The organism is Micromonospora sp. NPDC047521, assembly GCF_055587305.1.
On record NZ_JBVJGN010000022.1, the window covers coordinates 39127 to 64410 of the forward strand.

Annotated in this window: 26 protein-coding genes; 18 read left to right on the forward strand and 8 right to left on the reverse strand. The window is 70.4% G+C overall.

Annotated elements, in window-relative coordinates; all coding sequences use genetic code 11:
* The first annotated feature begins 3 nt into the window (after positions 1-3).
* The 3 genes from ACZ6N8_RS29565 to ACZ6N8_RS29575 all read left to right on the forward strand — a co-directional run bounded on the left by ACZ6N8_RS29565 (position 4) and on the right by ACZ6N8_RS29575 (position 3738).
* A complete protein-coding gene (locus ACZ6N8_RS29565; RefSeq protein ID WP_466014152.1) occupies positions 4-1290 on the forward strand; it encodes a family 16 glycosylhydrolase in 1287 nt (428 codons plus the stop codon).
* Between the two features lie 147 nt (positions 1291-1437).
* The gene (locus tag ACZ6N8_RS29570) at positions 1438-2595 is read left to right on the forward strand and encodes a cellulose binding domain-containing protein (RefSeq protein ID WP_466014154.1); all 1158 of its coding nucleotides are present in this window, start codon (positions 1438-1440) and stop codon (positions 2593-2595) included.
* A 30-nt stretch (positions 2596-2625) separates the two neighbouring features.
* Complete coding sequence (locus ACZ6N8_RS29575) at positions 2626-3738, forward strand: glycoside hydrolase family 53 protein (RefSeq protein WP_466014156.1); 1113 nt, start codon at positions 2626-2628, stop codon at positions 3736-3738.
* Between the two features lie 21 nt (positions 3739-3759).
* On the opposite strand, the gene ACZ6N8_RS29580 is transcribed toward ACZ6N8_RS29575, so the two are convergent.
* On the reverse strand, positions 3760-4623 hold the full coding sequence (locus ACZ6N8_RS29580) for a TIGR03620 family F420-dependent LLM class oxidoreductase (RefSeq protein ID WP_466014158.1): 864 nt from the start codon (positions 4621-4623) through the stop codon (positions 3760-3762).
* Positions 4624-4794: 171 nt separating this feature from the next.
* Between ACZ6N8_RS29580 and ACZ6N8_RS29585 the strand changes: the two genes are divergently transcribed.
* Together ACZ6N8_RS29585 and ACZ6N8_RS29590 are read left to right on the forward strand one after the other, a co-directional pair.
* A complete protein-coding gene (locus ACZ6N8_RS29585) occupies positions 4795-5556 on the forward strand; it encodes a cyclase family protein (RefSeq protein ID WP_466014159.1) in 762 nt (253 codons plus the stop codon).
* Positions 5557-5569: 13 nt separating this feature from the next.
* Complete coding sequence (locus tag ACZ6N8_RS29590; RefSeq protein ID WP_466014160.1) at positions 5570-7201, forward strand: thiamine pyrophosphate-binding protein; 1632 nt, start codon at positions 5570-5572, stop codon at positions 7199-7201.
* 18 nt (positions 7202-7219) lie between these two features.
* On the opposite strand, the gene ACZ6N8_RS29595 is transcribed toward ACZ6N8_RS29590, so the two are convergent.
* Together ACZ6N8_RS29595 and ACZ6N8_RS29600 are read right to left on the reverse strand one after the other, a co-directional pair.
* The gene (locus ACZ6N8_RS29595; protein ID WP_466014161.1) at positions 7220-7369 is read right to left on the reverse strand and encodes a hypothetical protein; all 150 of its coding nucleotides are present in this window, start codon (positions 7367-7369) and stop codon (positions 7220-7222) included.
* Positions 7370-7383: 14 nt separating this feature from the next.
* A complete protein-coding gene (locus tag ACZ6N8_RS29600; protein ID WP_466014194.1) occupies positions 7384-7593 on the reverse strand; it encodes a transglutaminase domain-containing protein in 210 nt (69 codons plus the stop codon).
* A gap of 142 nt (positions 7594-7735) precedes the next feature.
* Between ACZ6N8_RS29600 and ACZ6N8_RS29605 the strand changes: the two genes are divergently transcribed.
* Together ACZ6N8_RS29605 and ACZ6N8_RS29610 are read left to right on the forward strand one after the other, a co-directional pair.
* A complete protein-coding gene (locus tag ACZ6N8_RS29605; protein WP_466014163.1) occupies positions 7736-9175 on the forward strand; it encodes a glycoside hydrolase family 43 protein in 1440 nt (479 codons plus the stop codon).
* A 29-nt stretch (positions 9176-9204) separates the two neighbouring features.
* Positions 9205-10680, forward strand: coding sequence for an RICIN domain-containing protein (locus ACZ6N8_RS29610; protein WP_466014165.1), 1476 nt, complete (start codon positions 9205-9207; stop codon positions 10678-10680).
* Between the two features lie 57 nt (positions 10681-10737).
* Here the strand turns inward: ACZ6N8_RS29610 and ACZ6N8_RS29615 are convergent, their stop codons facing one another.
* The gene (locus ACZ6N8_RS29615) at positions 10738-11976 is read right to left on the reverse strand and encodes an MFS transporter (protein ID WP_466014167.1); all 1239 of its coding nucleotides are present in this window, start codon (positions 11974-11976) and stop codon (positions 10738-10740) included.
* 152 nt (positions 11977-12128) lie between these two features.
* On the opposite strand from ACZ6N8_RS29615, the gene ACZ6N8_RS29620 reads away from it, so the two are divergent.
* The 3 genes from ACZ6N8_RS29620 (at position 12129) to ACZ6N8_RS29630 (ending at position 14586) form a co-directional block, all read left to right on the forward strand.
* Positions 12129-12563: a glutaredoxin domain-containing protein gene (locus ACZ6N8_RS29620; RefSeq protein WP_466014169.1), complete on the forward strand. Its 435-nt coding sequence runs from the start codon at positions 12129-12131 to the stop codon at positions 12561-12563.
* A gap of 291 nt (positions 12564-12854) precedes the next feature.
* Positions 12855-14072 (forward strand): cellulose-binding domain-containing protein, encoded by a 1218-nt coding sequence (locus tag ACZ6N8_RS29625; protein ID WP_466014171.1) that lies wholly within the window; start codon positions 12855-12857, stop codon positions 14070-14072.
* Positions 14073-14103: 31 nt separating this feature from the next.
* Positions 14104-14586, forward strand: a complete 483-nt coding sequence (locus ACZ6N8_RS29630; protein ID WP_466014173.1) for a hypothetical protein — start codon at positions 14104-14106, stop codon at positions 14584-14586.
* A gap of 121 nt (positions 14587-14707) precedes the next feature.
* Here the strand turns inward: ACZ6N8_RS29630 and ACZ6N8_RS29635 are convergent, their stop codons facing one another.
* Positions 14708-15922 carry a cellulose binding domain-containing protein gene (locus ACZ6N8_RS29635; RefSeq protein ID WP_466014175.1) on the reverse strand — a complete coding sequence of 405 codons (1215 nt, stop codon included), beginning with the start codon at positions 15920-15922 and terminating at the stop codon, positions 14708-14710.
* 266 nt (positions 15923-16188) lie between these two features.
* Here ACZ6N8_RS29635 and ACZ6N8_RS29640 point away from each other — a divergent pair, with 266 nt between their 5' ends.
* From ACZ6N8_RS29640 to ACZ6N8_RS29665, 6 genes are all read left to right on the forward strand, one after another.
* A complete protein-coding gene (locus ACZ6N8_RS29640; RefSeq protein ID WP_466014177.1) occupies positions 16189-16686 on the forward strand; it encodes a YcxB family protein in 498 nt (165 codons plus the stop codon).
* Positions 16687-16823: 137 nt separating this feature from the next.
* A complete protein-coding gene (locus tag ACZ6N8_RS29645; RefSeq protein ID WP_466014179.1) occupies positions 16824-17237 on the forward strand; it encodes a DUF6069 family protein in 414 nt (137 codons plus the stop codon).
* Between the two features lie 39 nt (positions 17238-17276).
* Positions 17277-17630, forward strand: a complete 354-nt coding sequence (locus ACZ6N8_RS29650; RefSeq protein ID WP_364376259.1) for a YciI family protein — start codon at positions 17277-17279, stop codon at positions 17628-17630.
* Positions 17631-17650: 20 nt separating this feature from the next.
* On the forward strand, positions 17651-18850 hold the full coding sequence (locus ACZ6N8_RS29655; protein ID WP_466014181.1) for an RNA polymerase sigma factor: 1200 nt from the start codon (positions 17651-17653) through the stop codon (positions 18848-18850).
* The gene (locus ACZ6N8_RS29660; RefSeq protein WP_466014183.1) at positions 18847-19425 is read left to right on the forward strand and encodes a dihydrofolate reductase family protein; all 579 of its coding nucleotides are present in this window, start codon (positions 18847-18849) and stop codon (positions 19423-19425) included. The genes ACZ6N8_RS29655 and ACZ6N8_RS29660 overlap by 4 nt, the downstream gene beginning before the upstream one ends.
* Positions 19426-19794: 369 nt before the next feature.
* The gene (locus tag ACZ6N8_RS29665; protein WP_364376250.1) at positions 19795-20124 is read left to right on the forward strand and encodes a TraR/DksA family transcriptional regulator; all 330 of its coding nucleotides are present in this window, start codon (positions 19795-19797) and stop codon (positions 20122-20124) included.
* A 55-nt stretch (positions 20125-20179) separates the two neighbouring features.
* Here ACZ6N8_RS29665 and ACZ6N8_RS29670 read toward each other — a convergent pair whose 3' ends face one another.
* Positions 20180-20422: a cation:proton antiporter regulatory subunit gene (locus tag ACZ6N8_RS29670; protein WP_466014184.1), complete on the reverse strand. Its 243-nt coding sequence runs from the start codon at positions 20420-20422 to the stop codon at positions 20180-20182.
* Between the two features lie 140 nt (positions 20423-20562).
* Complete coding sequence (locus ACZ6N8_RS29675) at positions 20563-20772, reverse strand: hypothetical protein (RefSeq protein WP_466014186.1); 210 nt, start codon at positions 20770-20772, stop codon at positions 20563-20565.
* Positions 20773-20898: 126 nt separating this feature from the next.
* On the opposite strand from ACZ6N8_RS29675, the gene ACZ6N8_RS29680 reads away from it, so the two are divergent.
* The gene (locus ACZ6N8_RS29680) at positions 20899-21468 is read left to right on the forward strand and encodes a hypothetical protein (RefSeq protein ID WP_466014188.1); all 570 of its coding nucleotides are present in this window, start codon (positions 20899-20901) and stop codon (positions 21466-21468) included.
* Positions 21469-21525: 57 nt separating this feature from the next.
* On the opposite strand, the gene ACZ6N8_RS29685 is transcribed toward ACZ6N8_RS29680, so the two are convergent.
* Positions 21526-22980: an alkaline phosphatase PhoX gene (locus tag ACZ6N8_RS29685; RefSeq protein ID WP_466014190.1), complete on the reverse strand. Its 1455-nt coding sequence runs from the start codon at positions 22978-22980 to the stop codon at positions 21526-21528.
* A gap of 263 nt (positions 22981-23243) precedes the next feature.
* Between ACZ6N8_RS29685 and ACZ6N8_RS29690 the strand changes: the two genes are divergently transcribed.
* The gene (locus ACZ6N8_RS29690; protein WP_466014192.1) at positions 23244-25199 is read left to right on the forward strand and encodes a metallophosphoesterase; all 1956 of its coding nucleotides are present in this window, start codon (positions 23244-23246) and stop codon (positions 25197-25199) included.
* The last annotated feature ends 85 nt before the right edge of the window (positions 25200-25284 follow it).

The window sequence follows — 25284 nt, forward strand, 5'->3', positions numbered from 1 at the left end:
CTCATGGCGCATCGCTTTCGAAGAGTTCTAGCCGCAGCGGGCTCGATGATCCTCGGCGTCACCCTCGCCGGCGTCGTCACCGCCCCGTCGGCCCAGGCAGCGGACACCCCGCCCAGCCCGCTCGCCAAGCCGGGCTACACGCTCGACTTCTCCGAAGAGTTCGACGTCAGCACCCTCGACACGAACCGCTGGCTGCCCTACTACCTGCCGCACTGGACCTCCCCGGCCAACCGGGAGCTGGGTGCCAAGGCGCGCTACGCCATCGCCGACGGCGTGCTCACCCAACGGCTCGACGCCGACACCCCGGCCTGGAATCCGCAGTACGACGGCACGGTCAAGATCTCCTCGATCCAGACCTACAACAAGGACTACTGGCACAGGTTCAACGGCTCGATGCCGTTGAACCACCACGAGCCCGACTTCAACGGCTACACGTTCCAGTACGGCTACGTCGAGCTGCGCGCCAAGAAGTCGAACGTCGGCGGAGGTGGCCACCAGGCGCTCTGGCTGGTCGGCACCGGGGACACCTCCAGCGCATCGCGCAACCCCGAGGTCGACATGGTCGAGACGTTCTTCAACGAGCCGAACAACTGGCGGATCGCCGCCCACGGCTGGGGCGACCCGAACTTCCTGTCCAGCTCGTACGCGTCGATCGCGCCCGTTCCCAGCGGGTCGCCGACCACCGAGTTCCACACGTACGGCATGGAGTGGTCTCCCACCGACATCAAGTTCTACTACGACGGCCAGCTCTACCGGACGATCAACGATGCCCCCAACATGCCGATGGGGCTGATCATGGGCATCTACACCGACGCCGGCTCCGGTCAGCACAACGACGTCTGGCCCAAGACCTGGAGCGTCGACTACCTCCGCGTCTACAAGAAGGACGGCGGCTACCCGTTGTCCTACCAGCGGCTGAAGAACCGGCAGACCGGCCAGTACGCCAAGGACGACGGCAGCGGCACCGCCAGGTACGTCGCCGCTTCCGCCACCGACCAGTCCGCCCAGTGGGCAGTCGAGAACGTCGACGGTTACGTCCGGCTCAAGAACCGTGCCACAGGCAACTACCTGCACGTGGAGAACCAGACAGGCAACCTGCAGACCGGTGTGGTGCCCGGCGCCTACTGGTCGGCGCAGTGGACCCAGGAGTCCGTCGACGGTCGCCTGCGCCTGAGGAACCGCTGGAAGGGCACCTATGCCCATACCGAGAACATGACAGGCAGCATCCAGTACGGCGCCGCGCCCGCCAACTGGTGGACCAGCCAGTGGTCGTTCGAGCCGGTCTCCTGACCGGCCGCGACAAGCCTGTTCGGTGAGTGGAGCGACGCGGTCCCCGCCGCCGTTGTCAAGGGGCGGGGGCGCGTCGCTCCGGCACGCCGATGACCGACTGCTGGGACACGTTGGCGATCATCGATGTATGGTCGCATTGTCGTACGTATGACAGGTGTCTCCTCGTCCCCGCTGTTCCGCCTCATGGTGGCCGCCGTCGCCCTGTCGACCGCGGCGCTCGGCACCGCTCTGAGCGCCGCATCGGCGGCCGACGCCGGCACCGGGACGCCCGCCGCGTACCCCGGGGTCGCCCCGGCGGCCGGGGTGGCCGCGGAGCCGGCCACGGCCGCGCGGGCGATGCCGATCACTGCGGCCAGCACACCGAACACCTCGCCGTTCCCGCCGGGCGCGCCCACGAACCTGACCGCCGCCGAGGTACGGACCACGGCGGTAACCCTCACCTGGACCGCGGCAACGCCCGGCTGCTGCGCCATCGCCGGCTACGACATCGCGTACTACCAGGAGTTCGGCGACCTGGGCTTCAGCACCAGCGTCGGGGACGTCACCACCACCACGATCACCAACTACATCGGGCCGGGCCAGCAGTACACGTTCCGGGTGTCCGCCCGGGACAGCCTCGGACACCGCTCGAACGTCAGCAACGCGTTGACCGTGGTCACCCCGGTGACGGACACCGGCCCGGACACCACCCCGCCGAGCGCGCCGCAGAACCTGACCCTCGGCGAGGTGACCGCCTCGACCGCCACGCTGTCCTGGTCCCCGTCGACTGACGACGTCGGCGTGCTGGGGTACAACATCTACGAGTTCGACGGTTGGTTCACGTCGAGGCTTGCCGCCACCGTGCCGGAGACGACATACACGGTGTCGCTACCCCTGTCGAATCCGCTGCGGAACCGGTTCTACGTCCGCGCCAAGGACGCCGCAGGCAACGTGTCCATCGCGTCCAACACGGTCACCCTGCCCACGACGCCCACCCCGCCGCCCTCGACCTGCCGGGTGACCTACCGAAACCAGTCCGAGTGGCCTGGCGGTTTCGTGGCCACGGTGACGGTCCAGAACACCGGTTCGGCACCTGTCGACGGCTGGACCGTCACCTTCAGCTTCCCCGGAGACCAGCAGGCCACCTCGGGATGGAACGCCACGGTCGGCCAGACCGGCGCCGCCGTGACCGCCCGCAACGTCGACTGGAACCGGGTCCTCGCGCCGGACGGCTCGGCCACCTTCGGCATCCAGGGCCGGTGGAGCGCCAGCGACACGCCGCCCACCGGCTTCTCGCTCAACGGCGCCGCCTGCACCGTGGGCTGAGCGTGGCCCGTCAGCTGTGAAGGAGGACCCGTGAGCGCCAGGGCACTGATCGGGGCTGTCGCGGCAGGCGTGCTCGCCGTCTCCACCACGCTCGCGGGTACGCCCGCGCCCGTCTCCGCCGCGAACACGCTCAACATGCGGGGCGCCGACGTCTCCTCGTTGCAGCGCAGCCTGGATGTGGGCGCCAGGTACTACGACGCCGGCGGTGTCGCCCGCGACCCACTGGACATCCTGAAGTCCGTAGGCGTCAACTACGTCCGGCTGCGCGTCTGGAACAACCCGGTCAGCGGCTACAACAACAAGAGCAGGGTGCTGGCCCAGGCGGCGGCGGCCAGGGCGAAGGGCCTCAAGGTGCTCGTCGACTTCCACTACTCCGACACCTGGGCGGACCCCGGCAAGCAGTACAAGCCGGCCGCGTGGGCCGGCCACAGCCTGAGTCAACTGCGCACCGACGTGTACGCCTTCACCTACGACGTCTGCTCCAGCCTCAGCAGACAGGGCACCCCGCCGGACAGTGTGCAGATCGGCAACGAGATCAACGTCGGGATGCTGTGGAACGAGGGCAGGGTCGTCAAGAACGACTTCGCCCCGCTGGCCGGCCTGCTGAAGCAGGGCTACAACGCCACAAAGGCGTGCGGCAGCGGAATCCCCGTGATGATCCACACCGCGAACGCCGACAGCAACGCCAACGCCCGCTGGTTCTACGACGGCATCCGCGCCCAGGGCGTGCAGTGGGACATGACAGCACTGTCCTACTACTGCATGTGGCACGGCAGCCTGGCGAACCTCTACGACAACATCGTCGACCTGCGCGGACGCTACGGAAAGCCGGTGGTGATCGTGGAGACCGCGTACCCCTTCACCCGGAACAACGCGGACAGCGAACCCAACGCCATCGGCGACGCGACCTGCGACGGCATCGGCGCGACCTGGTCCGGGCAGGCCCAGGAGTTCGACTGGGTCCAGAACACCGCCCGCAACGCGGGTGCCGTCGGTGTCTTCTACTGGGAACCGACCTGGTACGCGGTCCGCGGCAACGGCTGGGACCCGGCCAACATCAACGGCACCGGCAACCAGTGGGACAACATGGCGGTCTTCGACTGGTCCGGGCGGGTGAACCCGGGCGTGCGCTGGACACCCTGACCTTCGCCGGTCTTCTGAGAATCAGATCAGGGCTGCGGCGAGAGCGCGGAACGCGTCGGCGGGGAACGCCGTGGCGTCGCCGCCGTTGAGTACCTGGATCGCCACCTCGTCCGCGCCGGCCTGGTAGTGCTTCTCCAGCCCGGCCGCGACCTGCTCGACCGTGCCCCACGGGATCAGGGCGTCGACGAGGCGGTCGCTGCCGCCGTCGGCGAAGTCCTCGTCGGTCCAGCCGAATCGCCGCAGGTTGTTCGTGTAGTTCGGCAGTGCGAGGTAACCGCTCGTGTACTGCCGCGCGGTGGCACGGGCGGTGGTGGCGTCCCCGTCGAGGACCACCGCGACCTCGGGAGCGAGCAGCCGGTCCGGCCCGATCGCCGTCCGGGCCTCGGCGGTGTGCTCGGCGGGGACGAAGTACGGGTGCGCCCCTGCCGAACGGTCGCGGGAGAGCCCGAGCATCCGGGGGCCGAGAGCGGCCAGGACGCGCCGCTCGGCAGGGAGCCCGGCGGCGTCCAGGCCGTCGAGGTACTCCACCATCCGTGAGTACGGCTTGCGGTAGTCGGTGCCGCCGCCCTCCACCACCACCGCGTGGCTGGCGCCGAGACCGAGCAGGAACCGGCCGGGGTGGGCCCGCTCCGCGTCCTGGGCGAACGTCGCCACCTCGGGCGGCGACGAGTGCCAGATGCTCACGATCCCCGACGCGACCCCGATGCGCGCGGTCCCGTCGAGAAGCTCCCGGAAGCGTGGGGCGACGTTCTCTCCGAAACCGCCGGAGAACCAGATCCGTGCGTAGCCGAGGTCCTCCAACTCGGTCGCGGCATCGATGGTCGCGCCCTGACTCTCGCAGGCCAGGAAGAACGGTTGCCACACGCTGACGAGTCGTTGTGCCATACCGGAACACTACGACCATCAGCCTCCGTGCAACCGCATCGCCCGACAGAATCACACAGGCTGTTCCTCGCCGCCCTCGTCCTGCCGGCGACGGTGACCTGACGTCCAGTCGCCGACACACCCTCCGTTCGACGGTCCATCGTGGATCACGCTGCGGTGTACCGTCGCCGCATGACGGTGCTGCAGGAGTTTGTCGCCGCTCTTTCCAGCGGCCGGATCCAGGTCGTCGACCTCACCGCTCCGCTGTCGGACCAGACGCCGATCCTCGGTCTGCCCGAGCAGTTCGGCCAGACCTGGCCGTTCCAGCTCAGCGAGATCAGCAGGTACGACGACCGTGGTCCCGCCTGGTACTGGAACAACTTCTCCACGGGCGAGCACACCGGCACCCACTTCGACGCCCCGGTGCACTGGGTCAGCGGCCAGCAGGGCGCGGACGTGTCGCAGGTCCCGGTGAGCCAGTTGATCGCCCCGGCGGTGGTGATCGACCACACCACGGACGCCGCCGACAACCCCGACTTCCTGCTCGAGGTCGAGCACGTCAAGGCGTGGGAGGCGGAAAACGGCGCCCTGCCCGCTGGCGGCTGGCTGCTCTACCGCACCGGCTGGGACGCGTACGGCGACGACCCGGAGCGGTACGCCAACGCCGGTCGTACCCCGGGCATCTCCGTGGAGTGCGCCCGCTGGCTGGCCGAGGAGTCCCCGATCCAGGGTGTCGGGGTGGAGACGGTCGGCACCGACGCGGGCGCCGCGCACTCGTTCGACCCGCCGTTCCCGTGCCACTCGTTCCTGCTCGGCCAGGAGAAGTACGGCCTGACCCAGCTCCGCAACCTGGCGCAGCTGCCGCCGACCGGCGCGGTGGTGATCGCCGGGCCGCTGCCGATCGTCTCCGGGTCCGGCAGCCCGTGCCGCGTTCTCGCGCTTGTCGAACGGTAGGACCTGACCGCAGATGCTGGTAGCCGAGGTGGTCGGGCGGGTGCTGCACGGACACGGCGTACGGCACGTCTTCGGGGTGGTCGGCAGCGGTAACTTCCACGTCACGAACGCTCTCGTGGCGGCCGGCGCCCGGTTCGTGGCGGCGGCCCACGAGGGTGGCGCGGCGAGCATGGCCGACGGTTACGCCCGCACCTCCGGGACGGTGGGAGTGCTGTCGGTGCACCAGGGTCCGGGTGTCACCAACGCGCTGACCGGCCTCACCGAGGCCGCGAAGAGCCGTACCCCGATGGTGGTCCTGGCTCCGGAGGCGACCGCGCCGCGCTCGAACTTCTTCATCGACCTGCCGGCGCTCGCCGCCGCGGTCGGGGCCGACTTCCATCGGGTACGCGCGACGCACGCGGCAGAGGACGCGGCGGCGGCCTACCGGGCGGCCGCCCGGGGCGCGACAGTGGTGCTGGGCCTGCCGTTGGAGGTGCAGCACAGCGTGACCGAGCCGTGGTCCGGCCCGGTGCCCGCGATCGCGCCGACCCCGGCCGCCGTCCCGTCTGTCGAGCCGTTGCTGGCCGCGCTCCGGGCCGCACGGCGACCTGTCTTCATCGCGGGGCGGGGCGCCCGGGGCTCCCGGGAACCGCTGACCCGGCTCGCGGACGCGTGCGGCGTGCTGCTCGCGGTGTCGGCGGCGGCGAAGGGGCTGTTCGCCGGGAACCCGTGGAACCTCGACGTGGCAGGCGGCTTCGCCACCCCGCTCACCGCCGAGCTGATCGGCGCGGCGGACCTGGTCGTCGCGTGGGGGAGCACGCTGAACATGTGGACCACCCGGCACGGGGAACTGATCCCGCCCTCGGCCGTCGTCGTGCAGGTGGACCGCGACCCGTCCGCGTTCGGGGTGAACCGCCAGGTCGACCTGACAGTGGCCGGCGAGGTGGCGGCGGTCGCCGAGGCGGTGCTCGCCCGGCTGGGCTCCACCGGGCCGGTGGACGGCGGCTGGCGTACGCCGGAGCTGGCCCGACGGATCCGCGACCACGGCCGGTGGCGGACGGTCCCGTACCAGGACGAGGGTGGTGGCGCGCCGGCGACCATCGACCCGCGGACACTCTCGGCGGCCCTGGACGACCTGCTGCCTCCCGAGCGGACGGTGGTCGTGGACTCCGGCAACTTCATGGGCTACCCGTCGATGTGGCTCGACGTGCCGGACGCGGCCGGCTTCTGTTTCACCCAGGCGTTCCAGTCGGTCGGGCTCGGCCTGGCCAGCGCGCTCGGCGCGGCGGTCGCCCGACCGGACCGGCTCACCGTCGCGGCGGTCGGCGACGGTGGCTTCGTCATGTCCGCGACCGAACTGGTCACCGCCGTCCGGCTGGCGCTGCCCCTCCTCGTGGTGATCTACGACGATTCGGCGTACGGCGCCGAGGTGCACCACTTCGGCCCGGACGGGCACCCGCTGGACACGGTCACCTTCCCCGAGACGGACCTGGCCGCGATCGCCAGTGGTTACGGCTGCGACGGAGTGACCGTCCGGACCGTCGACGATCTCGGGCCGGTACGCCGATGGCTCGCCGATCCCCGTACCCGGCCGTTGGTGGTCGACGCCAAGGTCAGCTCGGCGCGTGCGTCCTGGTGGCTGGAGGAGGCGTTCCGTGGCCACTGAGCCACCGCCGCCCGTATGTCACCTCAGGAGCGTGGTGGGCACCGCGAGGTCCGCCGAGGCGTAGAGGTCCGCGACGGGGCCGGCTTCGTCGGTGGCGCAGGTGGCGGCGATCGCGTCGATGAGGTCGTCGTAGTCGGGGCCGGTCCTGCCCTGGTAGGAGGCCTCCACCGGCCGTCGTGCCGCTACTCGGTGATCCAGTGGTCCACGCCGTACCCGGGTTGGAAGTACGTGGCGAAGCCGCAGCGGGCTCGGGCCGCGATCCCGCGGTGGCGCAGCAGGGCGCAGTTGAGCACGGCGAAGTGACGGCAGGTGCCGATGAGTCGCCGGTCGCGACCCGGAGCCGCTGCCCCCCGGGCCTGTGGGACACGCGTTGTCCAATGACCATGGTCGATCCCTTGACACTCCTGATGCGGTCGCTAACACTTGTCCGCAACACGAATGTAACGAGATGGTTCGATGTCCCTGAGCCGTGCGAGGCTCCCACGCTGTTAGCGCTAACGCCGACGTGCGTGCGCGCGAGAAGGAGACAGGCCAGTGCGGAAATCTCTCGCCCGGATCTGCGCGGTGGCGGTCGCCGCGTGCCTGCTGTTCACCACCTGGTCGGCGACGACGCCGAAGCAGGCGTCCGCACTCGACCCGACAGTCGGCTACCTGATGGCGCACTTCACCGGCGAGTCGTCGACCGACCAGCAGATCTACCTCGCGCACAGCACCGACGGCCTGCGGTGGACGGACCTGAACAACGGTGGGCTCGTCCTGCGGTCCACGGTCGGCACCCGCGGCGTCCGCGACCCCGCCCTGGTGCGCTCGCCCGGTGGCGACAGGTACTGGATCATCGCCACCGACCTGTGCATCGGCTGCGGCCAGGACTGGTCGGCCGCGATCAACAACGGCAGCCGCAACCTCGTCGTGTGGGAGTCCACCGACCTGGTCACCTGGTCGGCGCCGTGGCTGCTCAACGTCGCCGGCGCGATCCCGGACGGACGCAACGCGTGGGCTCCGGAGGCGATCTGGAACCCGTCCACCGGCGACTACGTCCTGTACTGGGCGACCAACGTCCCGCTCAACGGGGCAACCAAGCACCGCGTCTACTACGCGCGCACGGCGGACTTCCGCAGCATCACCACGCCGCAGGTCTACGTCAACAGGCCCGGCAGCCAGGAGATCATCGACACGCAGATCGTCGAGGTGCCCGCCGGCGTCGGTGCCTACCGCTACGTCCGGGCCTCCCGCGACGGCCAGATCACCCTCGAGGGCAGCAACTCCCTCCTGGGCACCTGGACCACGATCGGGAACCTGTCCGGCATCGGGCTGACCGGCTCCCAGGTCGAGGGTCCGATGTGGATGCGGTTCAACGCCCGCAACGAGTGGGTCCTCTACCTCGACCAGTACGCGAGCGGGCGCGGCTACCTGCCCGTCCTGACCACCGACCCGTCGAACCCGGGCAGCTACCGGCTGCCGTCGTCCGGCTCGTACGCCATGGGTGGCACCAGGAAGCGGCACGGCTCGATCCTCAACCTGACCGCCGCCGAGCAGAGCCGGGTCCTCGCCCGCTGGCCCGCCACCGCCGTCAACCGGATCCAGTCGTACAACTTCCCGGACCGGTACGTGCGGCACTACGACTACGACGTCCGCATCGACCCGAACGTGAGCCCCGCCCAGGACGGCCAGTGGCGGCTGGTGCCCGGGCTGGCCGGCTCCGGCACGGTGTCCATCCAGTCGGTCAACTTCCCGGGTCGCTACCTGCGGCACTACGGGTTCGACTTCCGGCTGGAAGCCGACGACGGCACCGCCACGTTCGCCGCCGACGCCACCTTCCGGCAGGTCGCCGGCCTCGCCAGCTCCTCGTGGACGTCGTTCCAGTCCTACAGCCATCCGGACCGCTACATCAGGCACTACAACTACCTGCTGCGGCTCGACCCGGTCACCGACGCGCCGAGCCGTGCCGACGCCACCTTCCGCGTGACCAGCTGACGCTGGCCCCTGTTCAAGGAGTTCCGACTGTGGCACCACATCGACGGGCGTTGTCCGCCCTGGTGGCCCTGCTGACCGTGCTGGTTGGCGTCGTCGTCGCCGTGGCGTCGCCGGCCGCAGCCGCGACCAGCGGATTCCGGGGCATGAACTGGGCGGTGCTTGGCGACAACTTCAGCACCGGCCCGCTCGTCGTGCAGGGCCTGAGCGCCTCCGACAGCAACGCGACGGTGCGCGCCAAGGCGAACGCCCTCTACGACGACATGGCCGCCACGATGGGCGTCAACACCGTCCGGCTGCCCATCAACACCCACACGGTGGGAACTGCCTGGTGGGACGCCTACCGGGGCGCCATCGACGCCGCCACCGCCCGCGGCTTCAAGGTCATCCTGGCGTACTGGGAGGACGGCGCGGCCTCGGGCGGCAGGATCACGAACCTCGCCGCCTGGAACGCGATGTGGTCCACGGTGACCAACACGTACGGGGCGAACCCCAACGTCTACTTCGAGCCGATGAACGAACCGCACGGCTACAGCTCGGCGGAGTGGCGCGACGTCGCGGCGAACTGGCTCAGCTACCACTACTCGGCGGTGCCCGGCCGGGTGCTCATCGGCGGCACCGGCTTCAGCCAGGACCTGCGGGACGTCTGCAACGACAGCCGCTTCGCCTCGACGCTGCTGTCCTTCCACCACTACGCCTTCTTCTACGGGGCGATGACCTACGACGCCTTCCGCAGCCACATCCAGACCCGCCTCGGCACCTGCGCGTCCCGGGCGGTGGCTACCGAGTTCGGTGCCCCCATGAACGACGGCCGTAACTACGCCGACGCGGGCAGCACCGACAACTTCGTACGCCACATCCGCGCCATGGCCCAGGTCATGCGCGACAACCAGATGGGCGGCACCTACTGGCCCGCCCTCGGTGGCAAGCCCGGCACCATCGGGTACGACTGGTACTCGATGTTCTCCCTCAGCGGCGGCGGCACCGACCTGAACCTGACCGTCCGCAACACCTCCGGGGCCGACCAGATCCGGTACGCGTGGGGCGACACGATCGGGGGAGGCCCCACGACGCCCCCGCCGTCGACGGGGTCGTTCTACCGGATCACGGTGCGGCACAGCGGCAAGGCCATGGACGTCCAGCAGCCGAACACCGACAACGGCGCGCGCGTTGGTCAGTACACGTACGGCGGCAACGCCTGGCAGCAGTGGCAGTTCCAGGACGCGGGCAGCGGCTACTGGCGCATCGTCAGCCGGCACAGCGGAAAGTGCCTCGACGTGGTGGGCGCCTCGACCGCCGACGGCGCGGACCTCATCCAGTACACCTGTGGCACCGGCGGCAACCAGCAGTTCCAGATGGTCGCCAACGGCAGCTACTTCCAGCTCCGGGCACGGCACAGCGGCAAGTGCGTGGACGTGCCGGCCTCGTCGACCGCGGACGGCGTGGTCCTCAAGCAGTACACGTGCAACACGGGCGCCAACCAGCAGTGGTCGCGGACGGCGGTCTGACGGCGCGCGCGGGCCGGCCGGGAGCGTCCTGCGCCGGCTGGCGTACGGGCGTCGGAGCTAGGACGGCGTGACCGTCCGGGCGGGAGGGCTCTGGCCCGTGGAACTCGTGGGGCCGGTGGCCGCCGGCGCACGTCCGGTGGCCCTGGCCCGCCGGGCGTCCACGGCGAGCAGCAGGAGGGCGACAAGAGTCAGCAGCCCGCCCACAAGTGCCAGCGGACGTGCCCCCGAGCTGGGCAGGAGGGCGCCGCCGAGCAGCGATCCGCCGGCGATACCCGCGTTGAAGGCGGTGCTGACCCCTGCCGACGCGATGTCCGTGCTACCCGGCGCCAGTTGCAGCATGCGACTCTGCACGGCGGAGCCGAACGCCGCGTAGGCGAGGCCGAACCCGGCGAGTAACGCCACCACGCCGGGCCGCAGCGCGCCGAGCGCGTACAGGCCGAACAGCGAGGCCGTACCGATGGCCAGCGGCGTCACCAGGGACGTGACCGGCCGGGAGTCCAGCGTCCGGGCAGCGGCCAGGGTGCCGACGACACCGGCGGCACCGGAGACGAACAGCAGCGGCGCCAGCACCGCGTCGGCGAAGCCGCTGACGTCGAGCAGGAACGGTGTGACGTACGTCTGCAGAGTCATGAAGCCGCCGATGCCGAAGGCGGTCGCGATCAGCAGCAGGGCGAACCGGCGCCCGTCCGGCGCGGTGCCCCGGGCGGCGCCACCGGCGGCCGGGGGATAGGAGGGAAGAAGGACGAGCACCGCGGCGGCGATCACCAGACCGACCCCGGCCAGCACCGCGAACGCCGACCGCCAGCCGGCCTGCTGCCCGAGCCAGGTCCCGAGGGGTACGCCGAGCACCGGGGCGAGCGTCGCCCCGGTCGCGAACAGCGCAACCACCCGGCCGCGCACCGCGACCGGGAAGTGCCCGGTCACTGTCGCCGTGGCGATGGACCAGAACAGCGCCTGGGCGAGGGCTGTCACGAGGCGGGAGCCGGCCAGCACGGCGTACGTCGACGCGAACGCGGCGACGGCGTTCGCGGCGGCGAACAGGACCATCGTGACGCCGAGCAGCTGACGCCTGGGGATCCGCTGGGTCAGCCGGGTCAGCGGCACGGACGCCAGCACGACCACGATGGCGTACCCACTGACCAGCAGGCCCACCTGCGAGCGGGACCTGTCGAGATCGGGTGCGATCCGGGTCAGCAGGCCGACGGGCAGCAGCTCGGTCGTGATGAACGCGAACGCGGCGAGGGAGAGCGCGACGAGCACCGCCCATGCCCTTCGCGGCGACAGCTCCGGCGCCATGTCCCACCCCCTCGTTTTGATCACCGTAGCGAAGGGTCCTCCAGCCCATGCCGCTGACGCCCGCAGGAGTGACAACCCCCATTCGCCACGTCGGCGCTGCCAGGGCGGCCGGCGGCGTCGAGCGGGCCCGCGTCCGGGGGTAGGGTCCCCACGTGCTGCGACGGTGGGGCCCGACGATCGTGGTGGCGGTGTGCGGCGTACTGGTGGGGGTGCGGCAACTGTCCGCCGGTCTGCCGGTCGTCGGCGGCGTCGAGCTGCTGATCTTCCTGGCGCTCGCGCTGCTGCTGTCGCCGTGGGCGTTCCCCCGCTCGGTGTCCGCGGTCGACGCGCAGCGGGCCAGCGCGGCGGACGGCCGGCCCGTCGTGTACTGGCGCCCCGGCTGTCGCTACTGCCTCCAGCTCCGCTTCTCCCTCGGCCGGCTCGCCCGGCGGGCGCACTGGGTCGACATCTGGCACGACCCGGCGGGCGCCGCCGCCGTGCGGGCGGTGGCGGGCGGCAACGAGACGGTGCCCACAGTCGTGCTCGGTGGTCGGGCTTTCGTGAATCCCGACAGGTCCTGGCTCCGCGAGCAGCTCCGCTCGTCCTGAGCCGGTCGACGCCGCATTCGCCGGGTCGGTCGGGCGGCCGGCCAGCAGCGGCGCAGCGCTTGATTCGATCGGAATTCGTCAATAGATTGGGTGTGGGCACCGCCGAGGTCCGGGACCGGGCCGTCGGCGGCTGACAGGTCCACCCGAGCCGGGCACGTCGGTGGTACGCACCGACCAGTCGCTGTCGCGCACCGCCGCACCGCATCCAGGGCGCGTTGTCGCGCCGCGTCCGTCCGGGACGCGCGCCGCCATCCCGCCTCCGTCCGCTCGTTCTTGGCAGAAGGACCTTTCATGACCATTTTCCGTGCCCGCCCCGCCCTGACCCTGGCGGTCGTCGCCGGGCTGGCCGCAGCCGTGACCGCGACCGGAACGGCCCTGCTCACCGGCCCGGCGACGGCCGCACAGGGCTGCCGGGTCGACTACACACCCAACCAGTGGCCAGGCGGGTTCACCGCCACCATCAAGATTTCCCCCGGTGACACGGCAGTGTCCGGTTGGACCGTCACCTGGACGTACGCCGGGGACGAGCGCGTCACGAACGGCTGGAACGCCACGGTCAGCCAGTCCGGCTCGGCGGTGACCGCCCGAAGCCTGTCGTACAACGGCAGCATCCCGGCCGGTGGCTCCGCCGAGTTCGGTGTGCAGGGCACGTTCGGTTCCAGCGGTGGCGCGCCGACCGGGTTCAGCCTGAACGGCGTACCGTGCAACGGCGCCGGACCGACCCCGACCACGCCTCCGCCGACCACGCCGCCACCCACGACGCCCCCGCCGACCACCCCGCCGCCGCCCACGACGCCCCCGCCGACTACGCCTCCGCCGGCTGGCTGCGCCGGGGCGCTGCTCTGCGACGGCTTCGAGAGCCAGACCGGCTCGACGCCGTCAGGTGACTGGGCAGTGGTGAGCCCGGACTGTTCCGGCGCCGGCACGGCCACCGTCGACACGACCACCACGCACAGCGGGAGCCGGGCGGTCCGGATCAACGGCGCGGCGGGCTACTGCAACCACGTCTTCATCCGGTCCACGAAGAACCTCAGCAGTGTGGGCGGTGTCCGCTACGCCCGGATCTGGGTACGGCACACGACCGCCCAGCCCACCGATCACACCACGATGGTGACGATGGCCGACGCCGCCGACGGCAACAAGGACCTGCGACTGGGCGGCCAGAACGGTGCCCTGCAGTGGAACCGCGCCTCCGACGACGCGACCCTGCCCGAGCAGAGCCCGGCCGGGGTGGCGCAGAGCCTGCCGCTACCCACGAACCGATGGGCCTGCGTGGAGTTCATGGTGGACGGTCCGGCCGGTCAGCTCCGTACCTGGCTGGACGGCACCGCCGTCACCGGACTGACCGCGGACGGCGCACCGACGCACGACATCGACGGCCAGTGGTACAACCGCACCTGGCGTCCGCAGCTCACCGACCTGAAGCTGGGCTGGGAGAGCTACGGCGGTGGCGCCGACACCCTCTGGTACGACGACGTCGCGGTGGGGTCCAGCCGGATCGGTTGCTGAACCTTCGGCGTGGGATGGCTACGGTGCCAGCATGGACAATCAAACGATCGTGTCCGTGGGTGCGGCGTTTCTCGCCGACCGTCCTGCCGACGGCGTCGACCTCAGCCTGTTCGGGCAGTTCGTCGGGTCGTGGGTCCTGGACTGCACGGAGTACGAGCCGGACGGCTCGTCGACAGTCAGGCGTGGCGAATGGCACTTCGGGTACGCGTTGGGCGGGCGGGCGACCACCGATGTCTGGATCCTGCCCGGGGTCGAACACGGCGTCAGCGTCCGGTTTCCCGATCCCTCGGCGGGTGCCGGCGTCTGGCGTTCGACGTGGGTGGGGCCGGGTCGCCATCGGGTGCACACGTTCCTGGCCTCCCGCGTCGGCGCGGACATCGTGCTCGACGGTGACGACAGGCGCTGGACCTTCTTCGACATCGAGCCGGACGCCTTCCGCTGGCGCAACGAGGCGCGTCAGCCCGACGGGGCGTGGGGTCTGGTGCAGTCGTTCCAGGTGTGGCGCCAGAGGTGACCTCGCGCCGCCGACCCGGTAGGTGACCGAGAGATCGTCGTCGGGTGGCGGAGCCCTAGGCGGGCCGGTGTGCAGGCACCGGCCCGCCGGAGGGGGGTGGTCGTTCTCGTCAGGCCGTGTGTCAACTTCCGGTGCAGGTGGCTGTGGTGCCGCTTCCGTTACCGGTGCCCTGGAATCCGAAGCTGGTGGCCTGGCCGGCGGCCAGCCGTCCGTTGTAGCTCTGGTTGGCGACGGTGATCGTCCCGCTGGTGCCGCTGGCGACGCCGTTCCACAGCGAGCTGACCGATGCTCCGCCCGGCAGGGTGAGGGTGACCCGCCAACCGGTCAGGGCGGTGGTTCCGGCGGTGACGGCGACGGTGGCGACGAATCCGCCGTTCCACTGGTCCTGAACCGAGTAGGCAGCGGTGCAGGCGGTGGTGCCGGGCGGTGGAGTGGTCGGGGGATCGGTGGGTGGCGGCGTGGTGGGCGGCGGGGTGGTGGGTGGCGTGCCGCCGTCCAGCGTCAGGTTCCTCTGCTGCACGGTCCACTGGCTGCGGCACAGACCACAGTCGGCGCCGACGAAATTGGCCCCGGCGGAGGTGTCGCCCTTGAGGCGCCACTTGAGGTACAGCACGGCGACCCGGCCGAACTCGCCGCCGTTGGGCTGGTCGTACGTGCCGCCGTGCCCGACGTTCAGGTTGCCCATGAAGGCGGGCAGCCCGGCGGGGAGCTTGCCCCAGTCGTCCATCGCGTTCGGGTAGGCGATGTCGCTGGGCCCGCCGACGAAGTACGCGATCGGCTTGGTCAGCCTGCGGAGCTGGTAGTCGTCGGCGTCGTTCAGCAGTCCGCTGCTGAAGATGCCGGTCGTGGTGACGCGCGGGTCGTTGGAGACGGCGTACGCCTCCAGACCACCACAGGAGAAGCCGGCCACGGCGACCCTGCTCGTGTCCAGCCGGTTGTAGTACTTGCTGCCCTGGCGGGAGTTCTCCGCGACCGCCCAGTCGATGGACTGGGTGAGCATCTGGGCGTTTGTGGAGCCGGACCCGTTGGGTGCTCCGTTGGCGATGGCGAGGAAGCCGTGAGAGGCGATCTCGCGCAGGAAGTTGCCCTGGGAGAGGCCGTTGGCCGAGCAGGCGCCGTTGCCCCACACGAGGATGGGGAGGCGCTCGGACGGGAGCGTCTGGGGACGGAAGATGGTGTGGTTGGCCAGGCTGGCCGAGGTCTCGTAGTCGGCGGGGTAGGGGCCGGAACCGCCGACCGCGGCACCTGCAGGTGACGCTCCGATCGCCATGATCACGGTGGTCACCGCGACGATGCCTGCCGCCAGCCCTGCGTACACCTTCGATGTCTTTCTCATTCATCCTCCAGCGGATGTCACGACGGCGCTCCCCGCGGCGGCGGTTCTCGCTCGCGCCGGACCCGGGACGGAAAACGCTGGCCGCGGGCCGGGTGGATGTGGGCGGCGTCCACCACCCGGCCGCGGTTCCCACGGGTGATCCGAGGGGAACTGTGTGCAGTTACTATCACTGCTGTAACGATAAGTGTCAATCTTCCGGTGTGCGGGGAGGACGGTCGGATCGCGATGAGCCGACCGCTGCACCCCGGTGGCACTATCGTTCTGACGTGCACATCCGTTTTGGCGTACCGGCAGATCCCGCCTACCCCGGTCGGGTGGCCGCCGCGCTCGGCGGTGTCCGGCTGCGCAGGTACGGCTACGTCGGCGCGGTGCTCGCCGTGGTCGGGGCGACCGGTCTGGTCGTCTCGCGGAGGTTCGACTGGAGCGAGCAGGCCTCGCCGCTGTGGTTGGCGATGCTCGTGGGTGGCGTGCTGTCGATGCTGTATCGGCCGTGGGTGGTGTTGCGCGCCAGGCGCCGCTCCGGTCGCTACGCGGTCGAGGGTGCCTACGACATCACCGACGACAACATCATGATGCGCAGCGGCTCGGAGTCCGGTGGCATCGCCTGGGACGGCGTCAGCCAGGTGCAGGACACCGGTGAGTTCTGGATCGTGTATGTCGGACGGATGCCGGCGACGGTGATTCCCCGCCGGTTGATGTCCGTCGAGGACGCCGAGACGTTGCGGGCCTTCATGGCCGCGCGGGGGCTGCTCGAGCCTCGGTGAGGTGTTCCCGAAGATCGACGCTCCGCCTCGATGATTTTCGAAAAGATCTGGGCGTACGTGTCGATCGGGGCCGGCTCCGTTCGTAGCCCTGGTGAGAGCCCGGCACGAGACGGGCCACACACCCGCTGGAGGGCACGATGACCACCACCGCGAACACGACAGACGCCACCACCTCGACCCTCGGTGCGGTGATCCGGGCCGGTGTCGTCGCCACCGTCGCGGCGAGCGCCGCCACCATGGCCGTCGCCGCCGCCGGCCACGCGGCAGGGGTCAGTCTGGATGTCGGCGGCGCCCCGATCCCCGTGACCGGGTTCGGCGTGCTGACCGCCGCCTTCTCGCTGATCGGCGTGGTCGTCGCCGCGCTGATGTCCCGCTTCGCCAGGCGTCCGCGGCGCACGTTCGTCCGTACGACGCTCGTGCTGACGGCCCTGTCGCTGGTGCCGGACGTGATCGCCGACGCCGGCGTGGGCACCAGGGCGCTGCTGATGCTCACCCACCTGGTCGCGGCCGCGATCGTGATCCCCGCCGTGGCGCGCCGCCTGGCCGCCTGACCTGTCGTCATCCCACAATCGAGTCACCGGAGGATCGTCATGAACCAGTACCTGCTGTCCGTGCACTTCGTCGAGGGCCAGCCGGACCCGTCCGACGAGGAGATGGAGATCATGTTCAGGGAGACCGGCCGGATCAACGACGAGATGCAGGCCGCTGGCGCCTGGGTCTTCGGCGGAGGGCTCCGGTCGCCGGACAGCGCCACAGTCGTCCGGATCGAGAACGGCGCGACCACCATGAGCGACGGGCCGTTCGCCGAGACGAAGGAGCACATCGCCGGGTTCTGGGTCATCAAGTGCGCGGACCTGGACGAGGCGCTGGCCTGGGCCGAGAAGTGCGCGGCGGCCTGCGGTCCGGTCGAGGTACGCCCCTTCGACGACCTGTCCCAGGCCTGAGCGGGAGCCGTCAACCGGACATGGACCTGGCGAGCATCTACCGCGCCGAGTACGGCCGCTGCGTCGCCACCCTCGCCCGCCTCCTCGGTGACATCAACCTCGCCGAGGAGGCGGTCCAGGACTCCTTCACCACGGCGTTGCAGAAGTGGCAGACCGCGCCGCCGAACCCGGGCGCCTGGATCGTGACCACCGCACGGAACCGGGCCGTCGACCGGCTCCGCCGGGAGTCGACCCGCGAGGCCCGGCACGCCCAGGCGCTGCTGCTGCACCAACCTGACGAACCCCAGGAGGTGGGACCGGTGAAGGACGACCAGCTGCGACTCATCTTCACCTGCTGCCACCCGGCGCTCGCCCCCGACGCGCGGACCGCCCTCACCCTCCGCCTGCTCGGCGGCCTCCAGGTGCCGGAGATCGCCCGGGCGTACCTGATCCAGGAGGCGACAGTCGCCCAGCGGATCGTGCGGGCCAAGAAGAAGATCCGGGACGCCGCCATCCCCTACCGGGTACCCGCCGAACACGAGCTGCCGGACCGGCTGCCGCCCGTGCTCACCGTGCTGTACCTGATGTTCAACGAGGGCTACGCCACCACCGCCGGTCCGTTGATCAGGACGGACCTGTGCGCCGAGGCGATCCGGCTGGCCCGCGAACTCGCCGCGTTGATGCCCGACGAACCCGAGGTGCTTGGCCTGCTCGCCCTGCTGCTGCTGACCGAGGCACGCCGCCCGGCCCGGCTCGACGCGAACGGCGACCTGGTGCCGCTCGCCGACCAGGACCGGTCCCTGTGGAACCGCACGCTCATCGCCGAGGGCCACGACCTGGTCCGTCGCTGCCTGCGGCGGGACCGGCCCGGCCCGTACCAGATCCAGGCCGCGATCAACGCGGTGCACACCGACGGCGCGGCCACCGACTGGCTGCAGGTCCTGGCACTGTACGACCAGCTCCTGGCACTCGCGCCAACCCCTGTCGTCGCGCTCAACCGGGCGGTCGCCGTCGCCGAGGTGCACGGCCCGACGGCCGCCCTCGCCGCGTTGGAGGGCGTCGATCTCCCCGGCTACCACCGGCTGCCCGCCACCCGGGCCGCACTGCTGGCCCGGCTAGGACGCGACGACGAGGCCCGGGCCGCCTACGACCAGGCCATCGCGCTGACCGGTAACGAGACCGAGCGGGCCTTCCTGCTCGCCCGCCGTACCGACCTCACCCGGACGAGGGGATCCTCATGACCGTCACCTACACCTTCGACGTCTTCTCCAGCCTCGACGGCTTCGGCACCGCCAGCGGCAACTGGAGCGGCTACTGGGGCAAGCAGGGCCCCGAGTTGCTGGAGCGCCGCCTGGCCTCGTACGGCGAGGAACAGCGCATGGTCTTCGGCGCCGGCACGTACCGGGTGTTCGCGCGGCTGTTGGCCGCGAGCACCGAGGAGTCCGAGGTCCGCGACGCCTGGGTCGACCGGATGAGGAGCCTCCCGGCGACAGTCGTGTCGAACACGCTCGAAGAACCCCTCGACTGGCCGGACGCGACGGTCGTACGCGGTGACGCCGTGGATGTCGTCGCCCGGCTCAAGGAGGAGTCCGACGTTCCCCTGCGCTCGCACGGCAGCCTGTCCGTGAACCGGGCGTTGATGGCCGCCGGGCTGGTGGACTTCGTCCAGGTGACGCTCTTCCCGGTGATCACCGGTCAGACCGGGACGGAGCCGATCTTCCAGGGGGCGGCCGACTTCGACATGGAGTTGATCGAGAGCCGAACGCTCGACGGACGCACCCAGGAGCTCATCTACCGGCCCACCGTGCACGTCTGAGCCGCCGGGCACCGGCCCCGAACCGGGCGCCGGGTCGGCCGATCCGTCACGTCGAACACGGGCGTTGGCATTGGTGCGGACGCCGCCTATGGTGGATACATGCCTCCGGTCACGTTCCGCTCTCCTGCCGTCACTGATGTGGCGGCATTCGGGGCTGTGCGCCCGGCGGCTGCGGCGCGGCTGATGGCAGGCATGCGGGTGCCTGTGGTCCGCGCACTGCCCATCGCGTCCATCTCCCGGCTGTCGGGCCCGGCGCGAACCGGCCGAGGCCCTCCCGCGGAATCGTTGCACCACGAGACGACCGCCAGGGCGAAGCTATCCAGCTTCGGCCCTTTTCTTTTTACCCGGACTTCCCTCGAAAGGTAGATCATGAGCGTCGATCATCGAACTGTCGACCAGGGTTGGCTTGCTGACCTGCGAGCGTCCCTGGCGGACGACTTCGCCACGCAGACGGCTCGGCTGCGGGAACTGACCGAGCTCAACGCGGACACCGGCGACCCGAGCGAGGCCCACAACCGGGCCGCGCTGCTGGTGGCCACCCGCCGCAACATCGAGCAGATCACCGGTGCGCTGACCCGGATCAGCGACGGCACGTACGGTGCCTGCGAGAAGTGCCGCGAGAACATCCCGTCCGAGCGGCTCGAAATTCTGCCGCACGCGCGTTTCTGCGTGTCGTGCCAGGCGAAGCACAACGGGTGACCCCCGGTGTGGCCGCCGTGCCGCGCTCGTGGCACGGCACGGCGGCCGCACGCCGCTACACCTCCGCGACGGTGACGACGTCCAGGACGTCGAGGATTCCCAGGAGTCCGGCGAGGGCCAGTGCCTCCGAGCGGGTCAGGGTGAGCGAGCAGGTGGCGTCGGGATCATCGGGGGACTCGTGGACGAGGTCGCGTCGGCCACCCGGATGGTGGTGTACCACCCCCACCCGGCGGCCTTCGGCGGTGGTGAACATGCGGCGCACCCCGATACCTGGCAGCGGGGTCAGTTCGACATTCATGAGGACTCCAGGAGCATGGCGTACGGCGCGGCGGGCTCAGCGGCGGGGCGGCGAGCGCGTCCGCGGGCACGGTGACCGCGGCCGGTCGCCGCGGTCAGCGGGGCGGCGCCACGGGAGCCGGCGCGAGCCGGGCGAGGGGGTCAGGCGAGGGCGTGCGCGTGGCGCGGCGGAGCACGATCCGCCGACCAGGCGGGCACACAGCCGGGAATCGCCCGCCGTGCCGTCCGGAACACGATGCACAGCCCGATCGACCGGGCGGCGGAGAGCACCAGCACGACCACGGCGAGCACCAGCATCGTCGGCAGCGGCACCCGCTCGCCGACGCGCCGAGGGCCGCGTCGATCGTTCATGCCCAAACCATAGCCGTCGCCCAGAGTGTCGACCACATCCGCGTCAGGTGACCGCCCGTGCCCGCCGCCGTCGCCGGTGACCGACCCCGCGCGCCGGGGCCGGTCATCGGCGGGCATCATGTCGGCGTGAATTCGACAGTCGCCGCTCTGCTCGGCTCCACGATCACCGCCTGCGCGTCCCTGTTCGTGGTCATGGTGCAGAGTCGACTGAGGCGTCGGCACCGGGAGCGGACCGACCTGCAACGCGCGTACATCCTCATGCTGTCCGGCGCCCTGCGCCTGTCGCACAAGGCCGAGGCGCTGCGGCAGACCAGGTACTGGCGCTCGGGTCTGCGGGAGGTGGGCGACCAGCTGTTCGGAGGGCAGAAGCCGCTGGATCCGATGGTGCTGCACGACTGGCTGGCCCGGGACATGGCCACCGTGGAGGCCGCCTGGTCGCAGGTCTGGACCAGCGGCGACCAGGACGGCATCGCCCTGGCCAACGGGCTCATGACCGCGTTCAACGGGGTGATGGACGCCGCCATGAGGGCCAGCGGGACGGAGTCGTTCGAGGCCACCGACGACATGGTGGCGGCCACCCGCCGCCTCGGCGAGGCACGCGGGCAGCTCGCCCTGCACGCCCGCCGGGTGGCGAAGCTGGGACCCCGCGACGTGGACCTGTTCACCGAACGCGAATACGCAGCGATGCCCGTCTGAGGTCAGCTCGCCGGGTGGCGGTGGGGGCGGCGGCCCGCCGGCCCCACCGCGTGCCGGTCAGCCCAGGTACTTCTCCCACGGGCCGGTGATGGCCAGCGTGAGGCCGGGGTCCTGCATGTTGACGAAGAGCACCTTGCCGTCGGCGGTGAAGGTCGGTCCGCAGAACTCCGAGTCGTTGAGCTGGTTGCGGGCGATCGCGTACGTCGGGCCGCCCGGGATCGCGCTGAGCACGTGGGACGCGCCCGAGCCGTCCTCGGCGAGCACGAGGCTTCCCCACGGGGTGACAGTCACGTTGTCCGGGCCGTCGAAGGTGAGGTCGGTGTACCTGACCGGAGTCCCCTCCTCGGAGGCCTCCTGGTGCGGGAAGTACGTCACCAGCTCGATGGTCTGGGCCTTGTAGTTGTAGAACCAGACCATGCCGTCGTGCGGGGCGGCGTCCGCCGGCAGGTCGCCGTCGTCCCAGGCGTATGAGTTGACCACGTACACGCCCTCGTCGGTGCCCCACACGCCCTCGAACTTGCGGCCCCGGGTGACCTGGCCGTCGGCGAACTGCTCGCGGACGGACGTGGTCCGCGCGTCGCGGTCCGGCACCTCGATCCAGCGCACGGCAAAGGGCCGGCCGAGCTGGGCGGAGGTCAGGTAGGCGACGTCCGGCAGCACCGAGCCGTCGTCCATGATGATCTGCATGGCGGCGAGCACGCCGGCGTCCGGCGCGAGGCGGGTGAGCACGCCGGGGCCCAGCTTGACGCCGCGCGGCGCGGTCCAGCGGTAGAAGAGCCCGTTGGGCCCGTCGGCGTCCTCCGAGAGGTAGATCCGGGTGCGGTCCCTGTCGACGGCCAGTGCCTCGTGGGAGTAGCGGCCCAGGCACCTGACCGGCCTCGGGTCGGCGCTGCCGTCGGCCCACACCTCGAAGACGTACCCGTGGTCCTTCTGGTAGACGCCGGACCGGCCGTCCTCCTCCCACGCGTCGCCGGCCCGGTCCTCGGTCTCCTCGCAGGTGAGCCAGGTCCCCCACGGGGTCGGCCCGCCGGCGCAGTTGGAGATCGTGCCGGAGAGGGCGACGAACTCACCCAGGTTCCGGCCCGTACGGTCGGTCCTGATCACGGTGCAACCACCGGCGTCGACGGCGCCCGCGTCGTAGACCGTCCCCTTGACGTGCGGTACGCCGAACTCGGCCCCCGGGTCGATCTCGTGGTTCTGGATCAGGGTGTACCGGCCGTGGCCGGCGTCGTAGACGGCCATGCCGTCGTGGTCCGACGGGGTCGTGCCCTGGCCACGGTCGAGCCGGGTGACGCCGGTCCGGGTGACGATGGTGTAGCGGAAGCCCTCGGGCAGGGCCAGAATGCCGTCGGGGTCGTCCACGAGCGGCGGGAAGGGCGCGTGTCCGCCCTTGACCAGCGGCTGCGGCCGGCCGGGGCTGGCCTGGGCCAGGGACGGCAGGCCGCCGGCGACGGCGAGGCCCACGCCGGCGGCGGCGCCGCCAGCGAGGAAGGTACGGCGAGAGGAAGGCACGTGGATCAGCTCCTGGTCAGGATCAAGTGCGACGACCGACAGCCAACCCCCGCGGGCGGACACCGACACGTCACCCGAGGGGTCGGCGGGTGACATCGGGGTAAAGAATCGGGGTCGCGCGAGCGACACTCGCCGCTCCCGGCGGGACGCGACGTCTACCCGAGCGTGTGCAGATGCTCTCCTGCCCGCTTCTGCTGCCGGGCAACAGATCCGAGCCGGCTGCCACTCCCGTGAGCGGGACTCCATCGACTAGTCTGCAATGGGTGAAGCGGCCCCTACTTTTCGTGATCATGCCGTTCGGTGTGCGGTCCCTGACCGATGGCGCGGAGCATGACTTCGATGCTTTCTACGCCCGCGTACTGCGGCCGACGGCCGAGGCGGAGGGCTTCCGCGTGCTGCGGATCGACGAGATCGTCGAAGCTGGCACCATTACCAACCAGGCAATCAAGCAGATTTACGCCGCCGACATCGTGCTCGCTGACGTCAGCGCGCCCAACAGCAACGTCTACTACGAACTCGGGGTGCGGCAGGCGATCTCACCGGGAGCCACAATCCTCGTCGCGGAGAAACAGACGCCTCTGCCGTTCGACATTGCCAGCCAACGGATCCTGCTCTACGACCGGGACTTCGGCAACGACAAGACGTTCGAGCGTCGGTTCAGATCCGCGTTGACCGCCACCAGCGGTCCCGTGCGCAACCCGGTGCAGGACGCTCTCCACGAACTGGGCGTCGCCCCCGACCCGCAGAATGACCAGGCGGCGTTCGAGCGGGAGTTCGCCTCCAAGATCGCCCGCGCGAAGCGTGACGAACAGTTGGTCGCCGTCTGGCACTGGGCCAAGCAGTTCCGCAACCTGCCGGTCTCCGGCCTGCTCGCCCTGTCCAACGAGCTGGCCAGAGTGGAGGACTACGGGACCGCCGCGACGGTGCTCGAGGCGGCGTACCCTGCCGCCGACGAGGACTACGAAGTCCACCGCCAGCGTGGGTTCTACCTCAGGAAGTTCCAGGACTTTGACGGCGGGCTCCGCGAGTTGAACCGGGCCCTGGAACTCAACCCCCACGACCCGCAGACGCTCGGCATGCTCGGCGGCACCGTGAAGCGACTCGGACGCTACAACGAGGCCCTCGACTACTACGCACAGGCCATGCGGCTGGCGCCCAAGAGTCTGTATCTGCGGGTCGCGCACGCTGGCATGGTCATCCTGACCGACCCGGACCACCCCGAGGGCGGGCAGGAGATGTACCGGCGGCTACGCTCCGACATCGAGGAGACCGAGTATCTGGTCGGCGACTACTGGGCCGACCTGGTCTCGGCGGAAGCCAACCTGGTGCTGGGGGACTTCGAGCGTGCGCGCTCACGGGCCGAGGACGCGGTGCGCAACGGTGCCCGTCCCGCTGACGCCCAGTCCGCCGCCGAGCAGATCCGCATGCTCGGCCAGGCCGGCATCTACCCGGTCGAAGCGGAGGCACTCTCCGACTGGCTCGTACGCGCCTCGCGGAACGAGGGCCGCGGCGGCGTCCCGCCGGCCCGGCCGACCGAGCAGCAGCACCTGATCTTCCACATCTCCGATGTCCACTTCGGTACGAGTGGGCCCGCCGGCCGGCAAATGCACCGCTACCTCGATGACGAGAATTCACGCCGACTGAGCCTCGAACTCCGTGACGAGTTCATTCGGGCCCTGACCCACGAAGGATGCGACCCGTCCAACGCAACGATCGTTCTGTCCGGCGACCTGGTCTACACGGGCAAGCCCGAAGAGTTCGAGCTGGTCCGCACCTTCCTCAAGGAACTGTGCGGCGGACTGGGCATGTCCCACGACCAGGTGGTGATCGTCCCCGGCAATCACGACATCGACTGGGACGTCGCTCGAACCAGCCCGCAGAAGCGCTTCGACAACTACCTGACATTCGTCCACGAATTCTACGGGGAGAGCCTGTTCTACAAGATTTTTCCGCTTGTGACATGGGACTTCCACGTGGGGCACGACCGCCCGGAACCGAGTGAGATCATCTCGGTGCAGCAGCGTGGGCCGATCACCTTCGTGGGGCTCAACTCATGCGTCTTCGAAGACCACCAGCACCACTACGGTTTCATCGGGCTCAAGCAACTACGCCGTGTCTCCGAGTTGCTCGACGACGTCGCCGGGGACTCGATCAGGACTGCCGTCATGCACCACCACCTTCTCCCGTATCCGGCGCCTCTGACGCCGGCGGGACTGTAAGACGAACGGTGTAACTCCTGATCAAGGAGCAGCACCTGATGTCCGAAGGATCGATGGCCGCCGTGGATACTGCCGCGGTGGCGAA